The sequence below is a fragment of the Actinotignum sp. usb-actsch-rep-73 genome (genome assembly GCF_059082735.1).
In genome coordinates this window covers 18081-39189 of the sequence record NZ_JBHNPV010000073.1, presented here as the reverse complement: position 1 = coordinate 39189, position 21109 = coordinate 18081, and the positions used below count along the sequence as shown (strand labels likewise).

Below are 21109 nucleotides of genomic sequence, written 5' to 3'. Positions count from 1 at the left end.
CCTCTACGATTCATACGACTTCACTTCATCGTCTCAGTTAGTCGGCGTCGTCGGGAACAGCGTTGCCGGCGTCGTCGAAGCTGGAATACCTAGATTACGCACTGACGCTTGCGCGACCTCACCGAACAGTGGCGCCGAGGAATCAGAGGAAATGTAGGCAACTTTAGGATTGTAAAGAACAACAGAGATAGCAAGCCGAGGCGCTTCAACGGGAAGCAGGCCGGCGGTCGTCGACACAATGCCATGCTGACCGTTGACGACGATATCTGCCGTACCGGTTTTCACACCGACGCGATACCCATCAACCTTCGCAGCCCCTGCAGTACCCAGATGATCTTCAACGACGGACTCCATCATCAGCATCAGATTCTGCGCCGTATCAGCTTTCATGGCCTGCGTTGGCTTGGGCTCTTCGGGGGTTTCAACGGTCCCGTCAGCGTTCGTCCACGACTTGACCAATCGGGGAGGAATGTGGACTCCACCGTTCGCGATTGTGGCCATGAACGAGGTCTCTTGGAGCGGTGAAACCGAATAGGACTGGCCGAACATCGACACATACTGATCACGGCCCGCCCACTCGCTTGGAGGACGAAGAATACCTGTCGTTTCGCCAGCAAGCTCCACGCCCGTCAGGTCACCAAAGCCAACGGCTTTCATCATGTCGTAGCGCTGTTCATTCGACAGAGTCTGACCAACCAGAACGGTGCCAGTATTCGACGATTCAGCCAAAATACCCGTCGCAGTGAGAGTTTCACCATCGTGCTCGTGGAAGTCTGTAATCGGACCACCCGCATCGGGAAGATCCAAAGAATAGGGCACATTAAAGACCGACGTGGGAGTGATCGTCCCCGCATCCAACGCGGCCGCGAACGTCACCACCTTGCCCACCGAACCAGGTTCGACCGTATACTGCACCGAAGCCACAGGCTGAGGATTCGCGTTATCTGGGATAGTCGACTCAGAGTCCGCCATCACCAAAATTTCACCGGTCGTCACATCTTCAACGACAACGGTGCCCCATTCGGCCTTGTGATGCTCCACGCGAGCATCCAGCATGTCCTGAACAAGATGCTGCAAGTCAGCATGCAACGTCAGTTGCAGGGAACCACCGTCAACAGGCTCAACCGTTGTCTTCTTCGCGCCAGGAATAATCGCACCATTCGGAGCAATCTCATACTGCTGCGAGCCAGGCGTGCCCGTCAGCAACGTATTGAACTGCGATTCCATGCCCGACGAGCCAACGCCTTCAGCATTGACCGTACCAATCACCGGAGCAGCAACATTCCCATTGGGGAACGTCCGTTCGTAGGTGGCTTCCCACTCAATGCCGTAAATATCCAGAGCACGAATCTCTCGATACGTCACCGCATCAACATTGCGCTTCACATACGTGTAGGTCGAGTCACCCAAAAACAAGCCGCCAAGCTCAGCTTCACTCATGTGCAGAAGCGGAGCCAGCTGGCGGGCGGCCTCGACCGGGCCTCGTCCCACAACCTTCGTCTTTTCAACCCCGTTTTCCTTCGTCGTTTCTGAGTGAACATAAGAACGCAAGTTGATCTGATTAACGGCAATGTCGTAGGTCAGAATCGAGTCCGCGAGGATCGTGCCCGTCGCGTCGGTAATTGAGCCTCGTTTAGCGGCGATGCCCGTCTGCGACGTACGAACGGCCTCACCTTCGGTTGCAAGCATGGGCGCCTTGATGATCTGTAAATCGACTAAGCGGATCGCACAGGCCATCAGGCCGAAGAAGAAAATGATGAGGATGGCAAGAGATCGCCCAAAACGCTGAGTCATACGATCTCCTGTCAGTGTCCGGCCGTTCCGCCTTCAATAGTGCCAGCTCCAAGATTAATGAAGCCAGTCCGACCACCTTTCACCATTCCCTGAGCGGTGGCAGCTTTCTCAAGTTCGGAAGCCGATGCTGCCTTTTCAATTTGGGCTTGCATCGACCACGCCTGAGCTTCAAGCTCATTCAGCTCAATCTGCTGAGTACGGATTTCGAACGCCGTTTGAGCCATGCGAGTGTGAAGAACCATCGAAGCAAGAACCGTCGCAATGATCACGACGATAGAGACGATTCCCAACATCAGAAGCGAGCGGGTGGGCTTGCTCCCCTCGACAACTCGGAACTCCCTTCTTAGTTCAAACTCGTGACGTTCCGGACGGGAAACCGGGCGCCGGGAAGCTGCAGCACTGCTCATGAGAGTTCCTTCCATTCACGAACAAGCTGGGCGCCACGCAGACGCACAGATGCGGATCGAGGGTTATGTGCGCGTTCGGCTTCATCAGCTTGGTGCACTTTGCGAGTGAGGAGTTCGACGCTCGGTGCCATCGAATCTGGAATAACTGGAAGACCTTGGGGAACATCCACCGTAGACGCACGTCGGAACAGGTCCTTGACGATGCGGTCTTCAAGCGACTGGTAGGACTCAACAACCAAACGGCCACCGATGCGCAGGCTGGCAAAGCACGCAGGCAAAGCACGTTCGAGAATATTGAGTTCGTCGTTCACTGCGATGCGAAGGGCTTGGAAAGTGCGCTTCGAAGGGTTTCCGCCTCTACGACGCGCAGCAGCAGGAATGGATGCGCGAACGATGTCAGCAAGCTGCCCCGTGCGGGTCAGAGGTTGCGTTTCACGCGTTTCCACGATGCGACGCGCAATTCGAGAGGCAAAGCGTTCTTCACCGTATACGCGCAAGATCTGTGCGATCTCTTGAGCAGTTGCACTGACCAGAAGTTCGGCAGCGCTCTGCCCCCTAGTCGGATCCATTCGCATATCGAGCGGAGCGTCAGCAGAGTAGGAGAAACCACGTTCCGCTTCGTCGAGCTGAAAGCTGGAAACCCCTAGGTCCATCAGGATCGCATCAGCTTTTCCTGCCGGAGCGTATGTCGCAACGACCTCGTCGACGTGGTCGTAGGTCGTGTGAACCGCGGTGAAACGATCTGCGAACGGCGCAAGACGCTCGGAAGCAAGCGAAATTGCTTGAGGATCACGATCGATACCGATCAGGTGAATGTTCGGGAATCGCTTGAGGGCAGCTTCGGAGTGGCCTCCCATTCCCAGGGTGCAATCAACGAGAACAGCACCATCGTCAGTGAGGGCAGGAGACATCATGCCCAGGCATTCGTCCAGGAGGACGGGAATATGACGCTCGGACGTTTGCTTGGTGAGCTCCATGTCGCCCCCCCCCTTTCCTGCAGATGATGTGAGTGCTTTTCATCCCTCTTGGTCCCCCACCGATCTCCGACATCGGGGAAGTGAAGTCGGGGCCTCGGGTGGAGACCAAAAGGGACGAACTAGAACATTCCTGGGAAGATTTCTTCGTTCGTATCCGAGAACGCGTCGTCTTCGACGGTGAGGACTTCCTCCCACGCTTCGGAATTCCAGATTTCAGCGTGATCACCTACACCGATGACGGTGAGCTGACGGCCGAGTCCGGCGTAGCTACGCAGTTCTGCAGGGAGGGATATACGCCCCTGTCGATCTGGAGCTTCTTGGAACGCACTCGCCATAAAAACGCGTCGCCAGTTTCGAACCTGCTTCGACGAGGTCGGCGCAGAAATGATCGACTGCGCGCGCTCATTGAAGGTTTCAACCGGGTAGACGTAAATGCAACGGTCCTGTCCCTTTGTGAGAACAAGTTGCTCACCCATGTCTTCACGGATTTTTGCAGGCAGAAAAACACGTCCCTTGTCGTCGAGTTTCGGCTCGAACGTACCAGTGAACATGTCTCACCACCTTTCCTTGGTTCCCACTTCCACCACTTTACCCCACACCTATTACTTTTAGTACCATTTAGACGCAGCTTCGAACACTTTCTCTTCTTAAAAAGTCTGATTTTCTGCGAGAAAATATCTAGTGGTGAAAAGTGGGGCACATTTTTAGTTCTAGCCGATTGTTCCTGCGCGAGACCGTCTCTGCCCGCTACTCCTGCATCTGAGATTGAGAGGACGAGGCCTGCCACATCACAAGCCCCTCGACTAGAAAAGGCAGGACCCTCATCCCCAATCGCACCACCACGTCACCCACCGCACCCAACGCGACAAAACCGAACTTTTAGACCCACATCCGTCGCACCAAGTGCAGTCGGGAACAAAAAACCAACCCACACACGGCACCAACTACACCCAACGCGACAAATCCAAGCTTTGAGACCCACATCCGTCGCACCAAGTGCACCCGGGAACAGAAAAGACTCAGCCAGGCACCGACATCTACAAGACACGAAGAGATGACACAACAGAAAAGCCCATGACCGTAGGGCATGGGCTTTTCTTTATGTTTTCGAGGCGAGGTGGAAGACGATCTCTTTAAAAATCGCGACGACGCTTTCGTTCTTCCCACCGCTGTTCTTGGTCCTCGATAAAACGCGACCACGAACCGAGGTTTCGTCGCTGTTCTTCAGGTGTAAGCGGAGCGGCTTTCTTTTCGGGCGAAGAGATCGCATACCAGACGCCACCAACCATGATGGCAAAACCGATCACGCCCATCACGATGGAAATACCTGAGTATCCAAGGGAAACTGCGCCAACCAGAACACTCAGACCTGCGATAAAAACGAAAACTCCAAGAGCGATGCGTCGGATTGAAAGCCGCAAAGCTGGAGCTTCTTCTTCCTGCTCCATTTGACGGGCAAGACGTGGCTCGCCACGACGGAACTCCTGTTCCATCTCTTCTAGTACTTGTTTTTCATAGTCAGATAGAGCCACGACGCATCCTTTTCCGCTATCCGTTAGTGACGAGTCTAACGGGTTGGGGGCGAAGATTGCGATTCATGCCCGCTGACCTGCGGTAACAAAGTTGCTGGCCGTAGAGCATCCCTGCCAAATTTCCCCTGAATCTGGTCCATTGCTCGCTCCGAAGCCAACGGTTTCCCATCATCGTCAAGAGCTATCACAACGCCAGCCGATCGCGGTTGAAGGACTTCAACCTTCACGCCCGCCAAACGAATCCCAGATGCCGGCATCATCTCTTTTGCGAAGAGCTCGCTTGCAGCCGCGTAGATTTGTCGTCCCACATCTGTCGGAGCATGTAGCTTCACGGATCGAGCGATCGTGTGGAACGAGGCGTCCCTCAGTTTCAGCCCGATCCCCCATGCGACCATGTCGGCTCTGCGCAAACGCGCCGCACATTCGTGAGACGCCTGTAGCAGGAAGGCCTCCAGCTCACTCCTATCGTGAATATCAGACTCAAACGTTCGTTCGGTACTCATGGACTTTACTTCGCGACCACCGCGAACGGGACGCGGGTCGATGCCCCAGGCAAGATTGTGCAGGTGGCGCGCGCTTGCAAGGCCTACAAGTCGCGTCAGGAACGTCATGTCCAGGTTCGCGAGATCACCGATTGTGTCAACGCCGGCGAGAGCAAGCCTCTCCCCCGTTTTTCCGCCCACTCCCCAGAGTGCTCCAACGGGGAGCCCGTGCAGGAATGGGACCGTTTGATCGCGAGGAATCAGCAGTAGCCCGTCAGGTTTTGCATTTGACGAGGCAATTTTTGCCACCGACTTTGTGGCTGCGATTCCAACCGATGCGGGTAAACCAACTTCGGCATGGATGCGGGATCGAATCAGATGTCCAATCTCGGTTGGTGACCCGAGGCGCCGACGCGACCCTGACACATCAAGGAATGCCTCATCAATACTCACTTGCTGTAAGACGGGAGTGATTTCCGACAGGATCGCCATCACTTTGTGTGAGTATTCGGAATACACGCCCCTACCAGAGAACACAAAAGTCGCTTCCGGGCACAGCGCATGTGCGCGAGCACTCGGCATTCCGGCTCGCACACCGCGAGCGCGGACCTCGTACGTGGCGCTGGTGACGACCCCTCGTCCGCCGAGATGCCCGACGATGATTGGTCGGCCTCGTAAATCTGGATTTTCCGCGATCTCTACTTGGGCGAAAAACGAGTCCATGTCGACGTGCAGGATGGGAGTCTGGGAATCGTCGTCACCCCAGAACTTTCGGGCACGCCCGTCGCGGGGAGCGTTCGACATTGCTCCTCCTTCAGTGCGAGCGCGGTCGACTCTGCTTTCGTTCACTGACTACAGTGTGACGCGTGAGGCGAAAAACTGCGCGCGGAAGCGAATTCTTTGAGATCCCCTCTGGGAGGGTTGAGATCCGTTGGGATGGTGCGCTTGCGACGCTGTATTTGAACGGTATCGAGTCATCGTGCACGAATGTGGACGATCCGACCAGCCTCGAGTTTGAGTACATGCAGCATGCGACGTGCGCTCTCGATTGCGTGATTGACGAGGCCGCCCCAGTCCGCGCGCTCCACCTTGGTGGCGCGGGATGTACTCTGCCACTCGCCTGGTCTTACCTTCGTCCGAAGTCGAAGCAGACCGCTGTCGAGATCGATCCGGATCTTCCCGATTTGGCGCGACGTGTGTTTGATCTGCCGAAATCTCCGGCACTATCGATACGTATTGGAGACGGGCGGGAAGTGATGAGCTCGTTCCGCGATTCCACATTCAACGTCATCGTGCGCGACACCTTCGCTAACGGCCAGGTTCCAGCGCATCTTGCGACTCTCGAGTGCGCGAAGATTGCGCGGGAAAAGTTGAAGGACGGCGGACTCTATATCCTCAACAGCGCTCACGGTGGCGACAGTGATGCTCGCGCTGAGATTGCCGCTATTTCCGAGGTTTTCGGCCAGGTGATGAGCATCCAGGATCCGAAGGTGGGGCGAAGCGGTAGGCGTGGCAACATTATCGTCATCGGGTATGTCGGAGCTGACTATCCGGTTGAAGACCTTGACCGCGCACTGAGGCGCCTTCCTCTACCCGCTCGGGTGACGCACGGTGCGAATCTGACGAAGTGGCGTGCAGGCACACCCGCACTGCGCGACGCCGACATCGGATATAAGGAAACTGGCGCGAGCTGAAGCCGAAAAGACACTCAAACGTGGAGCAAAGGCCTAATTCAGATGGCGCCTGTTTCTCCGCTATCCGCCTCTTCGTTTGGATCGGTTTCATCCGTGGTGTGCTCTTCGACATGCAGCGATGCGTCATCCCCGCTATCGGCACGGTGACGAGGAGTCATGGCACGAACGGCCTCTGGATCTGTTGCACGCAGGTGAACACGCTTGAGCGCCGCGGTCAGGGGATCTTCTTCCGCCATTTCTACGCTCTGGTCGTCGACGCTCGACTGATCGTCAGATACTGTTTCACTCTGCGACAAGTTCGCCAAGTAGCGCTCAATGACATCACCAATGTCCTTGTCCTGTTGAGGAGTATGACCCAGCGGAGTCTGAGTACCAAAAGAGTTCAAGGAAAAGGAAGATTCGCCAGGACTCCACGCGTCATAATGCTCTTCAAGGGACGTAATAGTCGCCATGATCTCTGGATTTGCTTCGATCAATTGCTCAATCGTGCCCTGATCCTGAGCTGCTCCTAACTCCAAGTTACCAACCGGCAACGACAGATCAGCAAAATCAGACAGGCTGGATAACAGCGCAGAGGAGCCCGCCGGGTACCCAGACTCTGCCATGTAGAACGGAACCGCAGCAAGAAGAGCAATACCATTCACACCGCGTTCAGCAAGACGACGCTGAACGAAGGAACTTGCCGGTGCAGGGAACTGCAGTGACCCCGCCATCTTCGGCTGAGGCGGAATCAAAGAAGCATCCGTGGCCTGCACGTGAACCGGGGTTGCACGAGTATGTGGAACACTCGAAGGAATGCCATGGAAGGACACGCTGATCTCAACACCAGCTTCCTTCACAAAGTCAGCAACAATGCGCGCAAATGCCTCCCACTTTGCATCCGGTTCAGGACCGTGCAGAAGCAAAATCGGGTTCCCCAAGTCATCGCGAACTCTGTCGATTGCGATTTCATGAGTCACCATTTCTTCGCTGACCCAATCACGGACCGTCATGATCGGACGATGAGAGCGGTAGTCCAAGAACTGATCGGAATCAAAAGTCGCAACACGTTCGTTCGGCAGGGCGCGAAGCATTTCAGCAACTGCCATACGACCGGCTCCGCCAGCATCCATGCTTCCGTAGAAGTGCATCACTAGGATGCGCGAATGAGTTTCACTGGCCGGCCCTCGCTCGAAAAGAAGGGCATCATTCGGTTTCATTACGTTCACATGCCCTTTCATTTCTGTTCTGTCCAATGCCATGCTCGTCAATTCAACTCGACGAACAATTCGTACTATCAACGCTACTCGGAAACAGGCCGGAGCGCCCGACGGGCCCACTGATATTCGCCTTGGGCGAATAGTCGGCCTCGTGAATCTATCTCCCCTGCGTCGCAGATCGCGGACAGTTGCACCTGGTCGCAGTTTTTCAGGCACAATAGATGGTCGCTATCTTGTCCATTCCTCGAAAGTACGCGCATGACTGACTCATCGACTTCTGCTTCGCCGGCGTCCATACCGGAGCAACGCCATGTCGACGCCGCGTATGCAAGGGTGGATGAGCTTCGAAAAAAGTACCGTGACCAGCAGGCGCGAACGCACGCAATCCACGGCGCAGGAAATCCTCAGGCCTGGACAGAACGCGAGGCACTCTCGGCTCACCTTGGTGATATGGCAGCACGCCTCGAGGCCGTTGAAGACCGCCTTGTATTCGGTCGCCTCGACATGGCTGACGGCGACCACCACCACATTGGTCGCGTTGCCCTATCGACCGCCGACGGCGAGCACCTCCTGATCGACTGGCGAGCTCCCGTAGCGATGCCCTTCTATCAAGCAACTGCCGTCGACCCAAAGGGTGTCGTGCGAAGGCGCCACATTACAACTCACGGGCGCACCGTCGTCGCGCTTGAGGATGAACTGCTGGATTCGTCGCGAGCCGAAGGTATGGATCTTCAAGGCGAAGGCGCGTTGATGAGCGCCCTTGATAAGGCTCGCGACGGTCGCATGGGTGATATTGTCGCGACAATTCAGTCCGAACAGGATGCAATCATTCGCGCTCCTCGCGACGGCGCGATCGTCGTCCAAGGCGGTCCGGGAACCGGTAAAACAGCCGTCGCCCTGCACCGCATTGCCTACCTGCTGTATGCCGAACGTGAGCGCTTAGAGCGTTCCGGTGTTCTTTTGGTCGGGCCGTCGCGCATTTTCTTGCGATACATCGAACAGGTACTTCCCTCACTGGGTGAAACTGGCGTCGTTTCGACGACCATGGGCGACCTGTTGCCCGGCGTAGACGCACGTGGAACGGAGCCACTGGGCGTTGCCCAAGCGAAAGGTCATATTGGCTGGGCGCAGCTACTGAAGCAAGCGGTCAAAATGTTGCCACGCGAATTATCGGCACCGACCACGTTGCAGGTGTGGAGTCGCACGGTGACACTGACGCCGGATGACGTGTCGAAAGCGATCCGCCATGCACGGCATACGCGTCGCACTCACAATCAGGCGCGCGAAGGTTTTGCTCTGGAGCTGATGGAGGTTCTGGCAGAGCGCCTAGCCTCCGACGCCTCGTCGGCCGGTGGAGTGCTTGATTCCAACGAGGATAAAACAGAGTGGATCAGCGAAATCCGCGACTCCATTGATGCGCGTCGCGCGATCAATCTTGCGTGGATGCCAACGTCCGCCAAGACTCTTCTTCGTCGCCTCTATGCGCGTCCCCAACTGTTGGCGCATATTAACGATCGAGCAGGCCGCCCCGTTTCACCCCGCCTGTTGCCACTCGTTGAGCGTCATAGTGCTGAGTGGACCGATGCCGATATTCCCCTGTTAGACGAGCTCGAAGAATTGCTTGGACCGATGCCCACATCGCGCATCGAATCCTCAGAATCAGAAAGTGCTGCAATTGAACGCGCACGAGCTGCGATCGAAGGCCAGGGGCTTGGCGGAGGCATCGTGAATGCTGAGCAGCTTGCCGAGTCCACATTGTCTCAGCGAATGTGGACTCCCCTTGCTGAGCAGGCAGCCAACGATCGCAAGTGGGCATACGGCCATATTGTCGTTGACGAAGCTCAGGATCTCTCCCCGATGGCGTGGCGTAGTTTGTTGCGTCGTTGTCCGTCGCGGTCGTTCACGATTGTTGGTGATTTGGATCAGCGACGCGGATCGAAGCGTCCGAAGACGTGGGTTGAAGCCTTGGGGCCGGCAAGCAGAGCCTACAGCGATGAATTTGTTCTGACGGTGTCCTACCGTACTCCGGCGACATTGACCGCCATCGCTGAGGCCGTGATGGCACGCGCAGGTAAGCCTGTCATTCACCCGATGAGCGCGGTCCGCGACGTTGAGGACTGCTACCGCGTCGTGACTGTTGAAGCGGATACGGATCTGGTCGCACGCGAGGATTCGCCGGCGTGGGCGGCAGCAATTCAGGCGGCATCGCAGGCGTGTGAGCGACTTGATGCCACTTCGGGTGAAGGAAGCGGCAGGGTCGCGATTCTGGTTTCAGATTCACGAGGCCACGCATGGCATGCCGATTCCACAGGTGAGAGCGCACTTGATTCGCGGATTGCTTTGCTCAGTGCCTCGAGTTCCAAGGGGCTTGAGTTCGACACCGTTATCGTGGTTGAGCCCGGCGAGATCTTTGCTGAAGGTGTTGGTGACCTGTTCGTCGCCTTGACTCGTGCGACGCATGATTTGGTTGCTATCACTTCGAGCGATCTTCCCAGGGGAATGGATCAGTGGTAAGACGGTTCTATCCGTAGCACGAACACTTGTGCAATCGCTTGGTGTTTTTCTGGCACTATGGTGGCATGACACGCGCACTGTTGCTTGAGAATCCCCATAAGGTTGCTGACGAGGTTTTCGCAAAGAACGAGATTGATGTGTCTCGCCACGCGGGTGCCTTGGACGAAGATGAGCTGATTAAAGCCCTCGAGGGCGTGGAGTACTTGGGTCTTCGCTCGAAGACCCAAGTGACGCGACGCGTTCTCGAAGCCAACCCGCAGATCAAAGCGATTGGCGCTTTCTGCATTGGGACGAACCAGATCGACCTGGAAGCAGCCACCGAGCTGGGCATCTCGGTCTTTAATGCTCCGTATTCGAATACGCGTTCCGTTGTGGAACTGGCAATCGGCGAAATCATTGACCTGTCGCGTCGCGTCACCGTGAAGAATTCTCGCCTCCACCGTGGCATTTGGGACAAGAGCGCTGATGGTGCACACGAGGTTCGCGGTCACACGCTTGGCATTATTGGCTACGGCAATATCGGCACTCAGCTGTCCGTGCTTGCTGAAGCAATGGGCTTGAACGTTATCTTCTACGATATGGCCGAGCGCCTGTCTCTGGGCAACGCCACCCAGATGCCGACGATGGAATCCGTATTGCGCGAAGCGGATATCGTGTCGATCCACGTTGATGGTCAGGAAACAAATTCCAATCTGTTTGGCGCTCGTGAGTTCGCGATGATGAAGCCCGGTGCGCTGTTCATCAATTTGTCGCGAGGTTTTATCGTCGACATTGATGCCCTGCATGATGCGCTGGTGTCGGGTCACTTGGCCGGCGCTGCCGTTGACGTGTTTCCCCAAGAACCGAAGAAGAATGGCGATCCTTTTGATTCACCTTTGATCAAGCTGGATAACGTTATTCTTACTCCACACATCGGTGGTTCAACGGAAGAGGCTCAGTACGATATTGGTCGTTTCGTCGCGGGGAAAATCAGTGACTACCAGGACACCGGCTCAACCGACATGTCGATCAACCTGCCGAACCTCAGCTTGAATGCTTCGCAAGAGTCTCGCTACAGGATTCGTCTGATCCACAAGAACACTCCCGGTGTTCTGGCGAATATCAACCACACCTTTGCCGAGATGGGCGCGAATGTTGGTGGTCAGATTCTGGGAACTGCAGGATCAACCGGCTATGTGCTGACCGACATTTCTTCCGAACTTCCGATCGATGCGATCGAGAAGATTCGCTCGATGAAGGACACTATTCGTCTGATTACGACGACCCTGTAGGAAAAACGCTTATGTGGTCTTTTCTCGGCCTGGTCCCAACTAACCTACGGTATCGTAGGTAGTAAAGAATCGGAGGACAACGTGACTCTTACTGACCAGCTTCGAGCCCAATACGCCCCCGGCGTCCCTGAAACTATTGAGGTGCCGGATCAGACCATTCCTGCGATGGTTGAAGAGGTAGCGAAACGTTATCCGCATCAGATTGCTCTGGACTTCTTCTCGCGCCCAACCACGTACGCGCAACTGATGACGCGCGTACGCAGGGCAGCAACTGTGCTGGCCAATGCAGGAGTTCGCCAGGGGGATCGAGTTGCCCTAGCGATGCCAAACTGTCCTCAGCACGTTGTTGCAATTCTTGCGACGATGCACCTTGGCGCAATCGTGGTTGAGCACAATCCTTTGGCTCCTGACCACGAAATTCACGAGGAGTTTAACCGCCACGGCGCACGCGTTGTCATTGCATGGGAAAAGACCCTGTCGAAGCTGACGTTCCTTGATCGTGCGACCACGGTTTTTGCTGTCAACCTGACGAAGGCTCTTCCCGGTCCGAGCCAGTTGCTTTTGAAGCTTCCGATCAAGTCTGCTCGCACGAAGCGTGACGCTTTGTCGACGCGTCCCCCATCATGGGCTCGTTCGTGGGACCAGGCTGTAGATCAAGCTCCACGCTGGACCACTTCTTGCCCTGCGAGTCCTGACGATCCGGCGCTACTGATTCATACGGGCGGTACGACAGGTGTTCCGAAGGCTGCCTGCATTACACACCGTAATTTGATGGCGAACATTGCCCAGTCGATCGCATGGGTGCCGATCCTGCACGAGAACGCTGAAGTGTTCTACTGCGTTCTTCCCCTGTTCCATGCGTTTGGCTTCACCATTGGCTTGTTGTCGGGCTTGCGTTTGGGTGCCACAATTGCGCTATTTCCGAAATTCGACACAACCATGATTCTGACCAGCCAGAAGCGTCTTCCCTGTACGTTCTTCCTTGGTGTTCCACCAATGTACGAACGTTTGCTGACTACGGCAGCCACCATGGATGTCGATCTGACGTCGATGACGTTCTCACTTTCGGGCGCTATGCCACTGTCTGCTGATTTGGCATCACGCTGGGAAGAAAAGACTGGCGGGTTGATGATTGAAGGCTATGGCATGACCGAAGCCTCACCGATCCTCCTAGGTTCCCCTCTAGCAAAGAACCGTCGCCCGGGCGCTCTTGGCGTTCCCTATCCGTCCACGCAAATCCGCATTGTCGACCAAGATAATCCGACGAAGGATGTCGAAGACGGTGAAATTGGCGAACTCATTGCACGAGGCCCCCAGGTGTTCTCCGGATACTGGGAGCAGCCGGAGGAAACAGCTGAGATCTTCACCGAAGAGGGCTGGCTTCGTACGGGCGACCTTGTCCAGGTGCGCGACGGCTTCATCTACATGGCCGATCGTCGTAAGGAAATGATTAACGCCTCTGGTTTTAACGTGTACCCCAGCCAGGTTGAGAACGCTGTTCGCTCTATGCCAGGAGTTCGCGACGTAGCGGTTATCGGTATTCCTGCCGGCTCGACCGGCGAAGATGTCGTCGCAGCAATTGTCCTTGAAGCCGGCGCTTCGATCACTCTTGCTGATGTTCGCCAGTGGGCCGAAAAGTCTATTGCTCACTATGCCCTACCACGCCAGCTCGTGGTGATGACGGAGCTTCCTCGCTCCCAGCTTGGAAAGGTCATGCGTAAGCGTGTTCGCGAACAGGTAATGGAGGTCGCCGACTCTGCGACAACTAAAATTCGCCAGTTTACGAATCGAAAGAACGACTAGCTGTCACGGTGACGCCGAAACGTTTAATCACGAGTCGAGTAGAGAATCCAGAATCTCTCGGTTCGATAGCGCCTTCTTCGTCTTGGATGAAGAGTGTGAGCCCGAAGTGGATGCGGAGGCATTGTCTTTATTACGCTCACGCAGGATGCGGATGGCTTCTTCGAAGTCTTCGAGGGTATTAAAGGCTCGATAGACGGAAGCAAAACGAAGGTAGGCGATTTCGTCGAGGTCACGGAGGAAGGGAAGAATCGCTTTTCCAACTTCATCGGAAGAGACGTTTGAAACTCCGGTTAAGCGGAGTTGTTCTTCAACCTGTTGCGCCAGGATTGCGAGATCGTCGTCAGAAACGGGGCGCCCTTGGCATGCTTTCTTCACACCGGAAACAACCTTGTTGCGCGAGAAAGGCTCGACGACACCGGCGCGCTTCACGACTTGGAACGAGGATGTTTCAAGCGTGGTGAAACGCCTCTTACATGATGTGCACGCGCGACGACGACGAATCGAGGCACCATCATCTGCGATGCGGGTATCGACGACTCGTGAATCTGGGTTATGACAGAAAGGGCAATGCACGCCTTTAACGCTACACGGCAAATAAGAAAGACGAAAAAGAAACGCGCATGAGGTGGGGGTGACCTGAGTGTTAGTTCAGCGGAAGGATAACCTTCTGCCCCACCTGCAAGCCACCTTCGATGCCATTCAAACGCTGAATATCTGTCACAACATCTTCCAGGTTGCGATCGGTATCAACGCCTTGAGCCAGCGACCAGACCGATTCCCCACCGGTCACAGCATGTTCAATGGTCGGACCTGAATAGACATCGGGAGCCAGGGCGAATCCAGCCAGGCCCGCAACAACGCTGAGAGCGAGCGTCGCACACACGCCACGAACGACATGTCCGATCGACATGGTCGATTGAACCACGACCGATTGGTGGCGACAAGCCGGACGACGACGCGTTGCAGGATCATCTTGACGAAGAACGCCCTTGCGCCGACGAGCGGAAGGAGCAGACTCAATCGAGACCACATCGGCGCCATCAGCCATCCCCTGAACAAGGTGCAGGTGTGGATGAGCGTCGTGGGCAAGAGTAGCACCGGCACATGCATTCATGAGGATCTCCTTCACAACGTATCGAACATATGTTCGTCGAACACTTGTACGATAACAGGTCTTCAAACAAAAGTCGAGACTTATTCGAACAAATGTTTCATTTTCGCGTCAGAATCAGATAATCTGACCTAACAAGTGCATCAGCAACCATGTAGAAACCGAATTGCACGCAACCTCACGGAGAACCTCATGACAGACAAAGCAACGCTGACTAGTCGCCAGCGAGAGATCCTTCTTGTCATTCACGAAGAGGTCAGCGCGCACGGTTTTCCTCCCTCTGTCAGAGAGATTGCCCAACGCGCACACCTTGCTTCCCCATCAACCGTGAAGTACCACTTGGACGCACTGGAACGCGCCGGCTACCTCCAACGAGTCCCCGGCTTACCGCGCGCCCTTGAACTCTCCGTAACAGCGAAACAGGAGCTCGGCGTGGACGCGCCAACTACTCCGGCACCTCAAACAGTCACGAACGTGGTCACCATTGACCTGCCAGCCGGACACGTTGACGAAGACAGTTCGTCAATCCCCCTGGTTGGCCGTATTGCCGCGGGCGCTCCGATCACAGCAGAGCAGTACGTGGAAGATGTTTTCGAGCTACCCACTCGACTTACCGGCCACGGGCAAATGTTCATGCTGGAGGTCAGCGGAGAGTCCATGGTGGACGCCGGCATTCTGGACGGCGACTTCGTCGTTGTTCGTTCCCAATCGAACGCATCCCAGGGAGAAATCGTTGCCGCCATGATCGACGGCGAAGCTACGGTCAAGGTGTTCTCAAAGACAGACGGCCATATGTGGCTCCTGCCATGCAACGAATCCTACGCCCCCATCCCAGGCGATGAAGCCACCATTTTGGGCAAGGTGGTCACCGTCCTGCGTTCCTTGGCATAGTCGCTTCCGGGGCGTAGCCCCGGCCTCGTACCCCTGCTCGCACAGCACACACGTGTGGGGAGCACCCAACGGGCACTCCCCACACTGGACAGATACAGAACTTAGAAGCCCAAGTCCCTTGCCACCTGACGCAGGCGCGTCGCAGAGGCAGTCAGACCATCGCGCTCATTCAGCGTCAACGGCGGATTCAGGACCCTGCCCGCACCCGAACGACCAACGATTGTCGGCGCAGCCATGCAGACATCCGAGATGCCTTCCCAGTCCTCCAGCAGGCTAGAGACGGTAAGAACACGATTTTCGTCTCTCAGGACGGCACTCGCAATATTCGATGCGGCAAGACCAATTGCGTAGTTTGTCGCACCCTTGCCTTCAATGATCTTGTAGGCAGACTCAACAACATCCTGAGCAATGCGTTTACGCAATCCAATATCGAACGGTTTACCCTCCAAGGTTGGCCCCCAGTGCTCAAGGGGAACATTACCAATCTCAGCGGAGGACCACAGTGCAACTTCTGAGTCACCATGTTCACCAGCAATGTAGGCGTGAATATTCTGGGTAGCCACGCCGGTTTCACGCGACACCAGGTAGCGCAGACGCGACGTATCAAGCACAGTGCCAGATCCAAATACCTGATTGCGTGGTAGACCGGTCAGCTTCAGCGCCACATAGGTAACAACATCCACGGGATTCGTGATGAACATGAAGATTGCGTCTGGCGCAACGTTTTGAAGGTTCGGAACAATCTTCTTCATCAGTTCAACAGTTGAACCAGCAAGTTCAAGGCGCGACTGCCCCGGCCTCTGCTTGGCACCAGCGGTCACAATCACAAGGTCAGACCCACGGACGATTTCAACATCGTCTGAGCCTTCAACACTGCCACACGGAGTGAATTGAATACCGTGTGCCATGTCGAGAGCTTCGGCTTCAACCTTGGCCTTGTTAATGTCCTGAAGAACGATTGTTCGAGCATCACCGCGCATTGCGCACGCGTAGGCGACTGCCGTGCCAACGGCCCCAGCCCCCACGACAGCGATCTTTGACGGACGACCCGATGACTTCGGGGGATACAAGCTATTCACACGTCCAGGCACGATGCCTTCCTTCCTCGTTGAGTAGTCTCATAGTCTCAAACTTGAATCACATTATCTCGATTTCGCATTGCTTCAAGGTAACTACGTCACCCAATTTCAGGATATTGTTAACAATTAACCTTGGACAAGCGACTTAGGGCCCCTTTCACGACCTCCTGATCGCGTGTGACCCACATTCTCGGCAACGAATTCAGCAGGTATCCACCATAGGACTTCGTGTCCACACGACGATCAAGGATCGCCACCACTCCCCTGTCCGACGCCGATCGAATCAGACGCCCAGCCCCCTGCGCCATCAGAAGCGCGGCATGAGGAAGAGAAACACCCCAAAACCCTCCAATACCACGCGCATCGGCATCCTGGGACAGAGCCTTCGTCACCGGATTATCGGGGTGCGGGAATGGAATGCGGTCGATGACGACCAGTCGACACGAGTCGCCCACAACATCAACACCCTGCCACAACGACAAGGTGCCAACCAAACACGCATCGCGCTCCCTACGGAATCGGTCAACCAGCACGCTCAAGGTTTCATCTCCCTGGCGATACACGGTGAGTTCTGTCCGATCCTTCAGAGCCTCGTACCCCTGATTCGCTGCCTTCCACGAACTGAACAGCGCCAACATTCCCCCATCGGACGCCTGGGCAAGGGCCACCAATTCATCCGTAGCAGCGTCAGACAACCCACCCGGCCCAGGATCTGGCAAGCCGGAAGCAATATAGAGAATCCCCTGGCGCGCCGGATCGAAAGGGGTGCCCACATCGCGCGACGTCCACGGCTGCTTCGACACCATGAATCCACAATCGCGTGCCATCTGGTCGAAAGAACCACCCAACGTCAGAGTCGCTGAGGTCAAGATTGCCGGCCTACCTGAGAACCCTTTGGACCCAACGGGAAGCGCAACGTCAAGGGGCGCTAGATTCAGCGACATATTCCCCGCGTCATCTTTCGTCACAAAAGTCGCCATCGATGCCGGGTCCTCACTCCATCCGGCGATAAAGTCCCGCAATTCGTCCAGGGACCCGCGCGCAAGTATCTTGTCTGCTTGATCAGCAGATGACGCCTGTAGCTGAGTTCCGAGTTCGCGTGAGACATTATCGAGCAGCGCTAATGCGCCGACAAGCGCCTGAGGACGAGAGCCCATCAGCCCCTCCCCGCACGGGGTCAGAGCGGCAACAAAATCGACTGTAGCCATATCAAGAGCATCAGTTTCAAGCTTCGCGTTGGTTCGAAGCCTGCGTGATACGCGATGAATCATGGCCTGCGATAGCGTCATCGTCGCCTGGCTTCGTACTCTCTCAGCAAGTTCGTGGGCTTCGTCGACAACGACTGGACCAATGTCTTCAAACAGATCGTTCGGCGACGTGCAATGGATGCCAAATAGAGAATGGTTCGTGACCACCAGGTCAGCCTCTCCGGCTGCCTCCCGCGCCTGCTGGGCGAAACAGTCATCAACGTAGGGGCAGGTCTTGCCTAAACACTCACGTTTGGCGACGCTGACATGCCTCCACGCTCGGTCATCAACACCGGGGACCAGATCATCACGATCACCAGTATCGGTTTCCTTCGCCCATTGACGAAGACGCAGAACCTCTTTGCCAAGCGCGGAAGTCGACGAGTGTGCCGACGGGGCATGTGCCGGGTCGAACAGTGTGCCCTCGTCCGGATACCCACCGTTGACACGGTTCAAACACAGATAGTTTGACCAGCCCTTTTGCACAGCGACAGTGGGACGAATACCCGTCACTTTCGCAACTGCGTCTTGGACCGCAGGCGCGTCTTTCGTCAGAATCTGCCTCTGGAGTGCCAAAGTCGCGGTGGTGACGAGGCCGCGCTCGCCAGTTGCAACGCAGTGACTGAGAAGTGGCGCGAGGTAGCCAATCGACTTACCCGTACCGGTGCCCGCCTGGATCAAAATATGACCGTCAGAATTCAGGGCCTCGCTGATATCGGTGACCATTCGTCGCTGGCCATCACGTTGCGTGCCACCCATTGATTCGATCACCGCATCAAGAACCTCGATGGCCTTGCTGGCTTCGGAGTTTCCCGGTCCTACTTCCTCACTCATTCGCCACTGTCCTGGCGAGTATAGGGGGCACCTTCGGTAGCGACCGGTAGCGCCACGTCACGGATGAGCGCTGCAAGGTGCTCATCAACTCGAGCTCGAATGCGCGTTCCTTCGGCAACATATTCTTCGTGATCGACTTCGCCATCCTCGTGGATCTGATGGACCAGGTCGCCACGCGAATATGGGATCACGCAGTCAATCTGAATACGAGGCCTGGGTAGAGCTTCTTCAATGCGATGGCGAAGTTCATCGACTCCAAAGCCCGTGTATCCGGATACTGCTACCGACGACGGGAAGTAGGTGCGAAGCAGTGCTAACTGCTCTGCAGATGCAAGATCGGCTTTGTTCAGCACGATAATTTCGGGGATACCGAGAGCCCCCTCAATTTCACCCAACACCTGGTGGACAGCCTCAACTTGTCCCACCGGATCGGGGTGCGCGGCATCCACAACGTGAACGAGCAGGTCGGCTTCGCCCGCTTCTTCCAAGGTAGAGCGGAATGCTTCAACCAGCTGGGTGGGAAGATTCCGAACAAAACCAACCGTGTCTGACAGCGTGTATTCGCGACCATCCGCTGTCTGAGTCCGACGCACCGTCGGATCAAGGGTGGCGAACAGAGCGTCTTCAACCAGGACCCCTGCGCCCGTCAGTTGGTTGAGCAGAGTGGACTTACCAGCATTCGTGTAGCCAACAATAGCGACGGAAGGGACAGCTCCGCGACGACGCGATAAACGCTGAGTGCGCCGGGCAGGCTCCATCTTTCGTATTTCTTCGCGGAGCTTCGCCATGCGCGTGCGAATGCGACGACGATCCAATTCGATCTTCGTTTCGCCCGGACCTCGTGAACCGATACCCGCACCACCCGCAACTCGACCACCCGCCTGGCGGGACATCGAATCGCCCCAGCCGCGAAGACGGGGAAGCAAGTATTCGAGCTGAGCCAACTCGACCTGCGCCTTACCTTCACGCGACTTCGCGTGCTGAGCGAAAATGTCGAGGATGAGAGCGGTGCGATCAACGACCTTTGCGTCGACAACATCTTCCAGTCCGCGTCGCTGGGAAGGGGCCAATTCCTCATCAACAATGACGGTATCGGCTTCAACGGCGCGCACGATCCCCGCGAGCTCTTTCGCTTTACCTGACCCCAGATAGGTGGCAGGATCCGGCTTCACCCGTTTTTGCACGACCGCATCGAGGACCTGAGATCCGGCGGTTTGCGCGAGCGCAGCAAGCTCACGTAGCGAAGTCTCGACTTCTTCTTCGGTCTGCGTCGTCCGCAGACCGACAAGGACAACCTTTTCGAGGCGAACCTGGCGGTATTCGACTTCGGAGATTTCCTCACGATCGTTGGCATAACCCTGGATACGACGGGTACCGGCACGTGCCTCTCGTTCAAGGTCGCCAGCATCTGCGGAGTGATCTTGACCGGCGGTGGATTCCAGCGCCGTGCCTCGACGCGCCAGAATGCGTGCAACAACGTCATTCGCGCGCTGTTGTGCCAATTCGTCGTCAGCCGAGAATCCGGGATTGTCCATTCAGTTCCTTCCGCGTATGTCTGCCCTCTAAGTGTGGCACCTATTCGGTCGGCGTGCGACCTACGCCCCTCTCAGTGCGTTCGTTGCCAGGCAGTCAACCCGCTAGGCTAAAGAGCGTGAATCAACAGTATTTTTCTCATTCCAGCCCTGCTCGCGCCGACGAGATATCGAAGCTGACCTACAGCGTACGAGGCCATAACTTCGACATGTCCGTCTCATCGAAGGTGTTTTCGACCAGCCGTCTGGATTTAGGAACTCGCCAGCTTCTTGCCGAAGCTCCTTGCCTTCCCGCCACCGGCACTTTCCTTGATGTGGGATGCGGTTGGGGTCCGATTGCTCTGGCAATGGCAAAGGAAGCGCCTGAAGCTACCGTCTGGGCTGTTGATGTGAACGATCGGGCGATTGATCTCACGCGCCGGAACGCCACGTCTCACGGTTGCACCAATGTGCGCGCGATGAGCGAAGACGAGGCCCTTGCAGCCGTGACCACCGATGACGTTCGTTTTGACGTCATATGGTCAAACCCGCCGATCCGTATCGGCAAAGAGGCTCTGCATGCTCTGCTGGTGCGGTGGCTCGACCGCCTGAGCCCCACGGGTGTCGCTTATCTTGTTGTGCAGCGAAACCTTGGCGCCGATTCCCTCATTTCATGGCTGAACGGCCGCGGATACGACGCTGAAAAGTACGCGTCAAAGAAGGGCTACCGCATTATCAAGGTTCGTTCGGGCGCCTGAACTTC

General features: G+C 56.2%; 18 protein-coding genes. 6 read left to right on the top strand and 12 right to left on the bottom strand.

The window, feature by feature from the left end; translation table 11 throughout:
* Positions 1-33: 33 nt before the first annotated feature.
* The 6 genes from AC5RE1_RS05965 to dinB form a co-directional block, all read right to left on the bottom strand.
* The gene (locus AC5RE1_RS05965) at positions 34-1794 is read right to left on the bottom strand and encodes a peptidoglycan D,D-transpeptidase FtsI family protein (protein WP_006681687.1); all 1761 of its coding nucleotides are present in this window, start codon (positions 1792-1794) and stop codon (positions 34-36) included.
* Positions 1795-1805: 11 nt separating this feature from the next.
* A complete protein-coding gene (gene ftsL, locus AC5RE1_RS05960; RefSeq protein ID WP_006681688.1) occupies positions 1806-2201 on the bottom strand; it encodes a cell division protein FtsL in 396 nt (131 codons plus the stop codon).
* The gene (gene rsmH / locus AC5RE1_RS05955; RefSeq protein WP_179370489.1) at positions 2198-3178 is read right to left on the bottom strand and encodes a 16S rRNA (cytosine(1402)-N(4))-methyltransferase RsmH; all 981 of its coding nucleotides are present in this window, start codon (positions 3176-3178) and stop codon (positions 2198-2200) included. The genes ftsL and rsmH overlap by 4 nt, the downstream gene beginning before the upstream one ends.
* 119 nt (positions 3179-3297) lie before the next feature.
* The gene (gene mraZ, locus AC5RE1_RS05950; protein WP_006681690.1) at positions 3298-3729 is read right to left on the bottom strand and encodes a division/cell wall cluster transcriptional repressor MraZ; all 432 of its coding nucleotides are present in this window, start codon (positions 3727-3729) and stop codon (positions 3298-3300) included.
* Positions 3730-4311: 582 nt separating this feature from the next.
* On the bottom strand, positions 4312-4710 hold the full coding sequence (locus tag AC5RE1_RS05945) for a DUF3040 domain-containing protein (RefSeq protein ID WP_179370490.1): 399 nt from the start codon (positions 4708-4710) through the stop codon (positions 4312-4314).
* Positions 4711-4745: 35 nt separating this feature from the next.
* Positions 4746-5996 carry a DNA polymerase IV gene (gene dinB / locus AC5RE1_RS05940; protein ID WP_179370491.1) on the bottom strand — a complete coding sequence of 417 codons (1251 nt, stop codon included), beginning with the start codon at positions 5994-5996 and terminating at the stop codon, positions 4746-4748.
* A 62-nt stretch (positions 5997-6058) separates the two neighbouring features.
* Between dinB and AC5RE1_RS05935 the strand changes: the two genes are divergently transcribed.
* Positions 6059-6886 carry a fused MFS/spermidine synthase gene (locus AC5RE1_RS05935; protein ID WP_179370492.1) on the top strand — a complete coding sequence of 276 codons (828 nt, stop codon included), beginning with the start codon at positions 6059-6061 and terminating at the stop codon, positions 6884-6886.
* Between the two features lie 38 nt (positions 6887-6924).
* Here AC5RE1_RS05935 and AC5RE1_RS05930 read toward each other — a convergent pair whose 3' ends face one another.
* On the bottom strand, positions 6925-8085 hold the full coding sequence (locus AC5RE1_RS05930) for a PAC2 family protein (protein ID WP_285067866.1): 1161 nt from the start codon (positions 8083-8085) through the stop codon (positions 6925-6927).
* Between the two features lie 258 nt (positions 8086-8343).
* Here AC5RE1_RS05930 and AC5RE1_RS05925 point away from each other — a divergent pair, with 258 nt between their 5' ends.
* The 3 genes from AC5RE1_RS05925 to AC5RE1_RS05915 all read left to right on the top strand — a co-directional run bounded on the left by AC5RE1_RS05925 (position 8344) and on the right by AC5RE1_RS05915 (position 13673).
* Complete coding sequence (locus AC5RE1_RS05925; protein WP_179370493.1) at positions 8344-10599, top strand: UvrD-helicase domain-containing protein; 2256 nt, start codon at positions 8344-8346, stop codon at positions 10597-10599.
* Positions 10600-10664: 65 nt separating this feature from the next.
* On the top strand, positions 10665-11870 hold the full coding sequence (serA, locus tag AC5RE1_RS05920) for a phosphoglycerate dehydrogenase (RefSeq protein WP_040318683.1): 1206 nt from the start codon (positions 10665-10667) through the stop codon (positions 11868-11870).
* A gap of 81 nt (positions 11871-11951) precedes the next feature.
* A complete protein-coding gene (locus AC5RE1_RS05915; protein WP_006681697.1) occupies positions 11952-13673 on the top strand; it encodes an AMP-binding protein in 1722 nt (573 codons plus the stop codon).
* 27 nt (positions 13674-13700) lie between these two features.
* Here the strand turns inward: AC5RE1_RS05915 and nrdR are convergent, their stop codons facing one another.
* Both nrdR and AC5RE1_RS05905 read right to left on the bottom strand, forming a co-directional pair.
* Positions 13701-14246: a transcriptional regulator NrdR gene (nrdR, locus tag AC5RE1_RS05910; RefSeq protein WP_006681698.1), complete on the bottom strand. Its 546-nt coding sequence runs from the start codon at positions 14244-14246 to the stop codon at positions 13701-13703.
* Positions 14247-14316: 70 nt separating this feature from the next.
* Complete coding sequence (locus tag AC5RE1_RS05905; protein WP_006681699.1) at positions 14317-14787, bottom strand: LysM peptidoglycan-binding domain-containing protein; 471 nt, start codon at positions 14785-14787, stop codon at positions 14317-14319.
* 189 nt (positions 14788-14976) lie between these two features.
* Here AC5RE1_RS05905 and lexA point away from each other — a divergent pair, with 189 nt between their 5' ends.
* Positions 14977-15675, top strand: coding sequence for a transcriptional repressor LexA (gene lexA / locus AC5RE1_RS05900; protein WP_179370494.1), 699 nt, complete (start codon positions 14977-14979; stop codon positions 15673-15675).
* Between the two features lie 101 nt (positions 15676-15776).
* Here lexA and AC5RE1_RS05895 read toward each other — a convergent pair whose 3' ends face one another.
* The 3 genes from AC5RE1_RS05895 to hflX all read right to left on the bottom strand — a co-directional run bounded on the left by AC5RE1_RS05895 (position 15777) and on the right by hflX (position 20370).
* Positions 15777-16766, bottom strand: coding sequence for an L-lactate dehydrogenase (locus AC5RE1_RS05895; RefSeq protein WP_179370495.1), 990 nt, complete (start codon positions 16764-16766; stop codon positions 15777-15779).
* Between the two features lie 107 nt (positions 16767-16873).
* Positions 16874-18835, bottom strand: coding sequence for an ATP-dependent DNA helicase (locus AC5RE1_RS05890; RefSeq protein WP_179370496.1), 1962 nt, complete (start codon positions 18833-18835; stop codon positions 16874-16876).
* A complete protein-coding gene (hflX, locus tag AC5RE1_RS05885; RefSeq protein ID WP_006681703.1) occupies positions 18832-20370 on the bottom strand; it encodes a GTPase HflX in 1539 nt (512 codons plus the stop codon). The genes AC5RE1_RS05890 and hflX overlap by 4 nt, the downstream gene beginning before the upstream one ends.
* 116 nt (positions 20371-20486) lie before the next feature.
* Here hflX and AC5RE1_RS05880 point away from each other — a divergent pair, with 116 nt between their 5' ends.
* A complete protein-coding gene (locus AC5RE1_RS05880; protein WP_179370497.1) occupies positions 20487-21104 on the top strand; it encodes a class I SAM-dependent methyltransferase in 618 nt (205 codons plus the stop codon).
* Positions 21105-21109: the final 5 nt, after the last annotated feature.

Excerpts from the sequence above, each read along its gene's own strand:
- mraZ (WP_006681690.1), bottom strand. The coding sequence starts at position 3,729 with ATGTTCACTGGTACGTTCGAGCCGAAACTCGACGACAAGGGACGTGTT.
- dinB (WP_179370491.1), bottom strand. The coding sequence starts at position 5,996 with ATGTCGAACGCTCCCCGCGACGGGCGTGCCCGAAAGTTCTGGGGTGAC.
- AC5RE1_RS05925 (WP_179370493.1), top strand. The coding sequence starts at position 8,344 with ATGACTGACTCATCGACTTCTGCTTCGCCGGCGTCCATACCGGAGCAA.
- AC5RE1_RS05965 (WP_006681687.1), bottom strand. The coding sequence starts at position 1,794 with ATGACTCAGCGTTTTGGGCGATCTCTTGCCATCCTCATCATTTTCTTC.
- AC5RE1_RS05905 (WP_006681699.1), bottom strand. The coding sequence starts at position 14,787 with ATGAATGCATGTGCCGGTGCTACTCTTGCCCACGACGCTCATCCACAC.
- hflX (WP_006681703.1), bottom strand. The coding sequence starts at position 20,370 with ATGGACAATCCCGGATTCTCGGCTGACGACGAATTGGCACAACAGCGC.
- lexA (WP_179370494.1), top strand. The coding sequence starts at position 14,977 with ATGACAGACAAAGCAACGCTGACTAGTCGCCAGCGAGAGATCCTTCTT.
- ftsL (WP_006681688.1), bottom strand. The coding sequence starts at position 2,201 with ATGAGCAGTGCTGCAGCTTCCCGGCGCCCGGTTTCCCGTCCGGAACGT.
- serA (WP_040318683.1), top strand. The coding sequence starts at position 10,665 with ATGACACGCGCACTGTTGCTTGAGAATCCCCATAAGGTTGCTGACGAG.
- AC5RE1_RS05890 (WP_179370496.1), bottom strand. The coding sequence starts at position 18,835 with ATGAGTGAGGAAGTAGGACCGGGAAACTCCGAAGCCAGCAAGGCCATC.
- AC5RE1_RS05930 (WP_285067866.1), bottom strand. The coding sequence starts at position 8,085 with ATGAAACCGAATGATGCCCTTCTTTTCGAGCGAGGGCCGGCCAGTGAA.
- rsmH (WP_179370489.1), bottom strand. The coding sequence starts at position 3,178 with ATGGAGCTCACCAAGCAAACGTCCGAGCGTCATATTCCCGTCCTCCTG.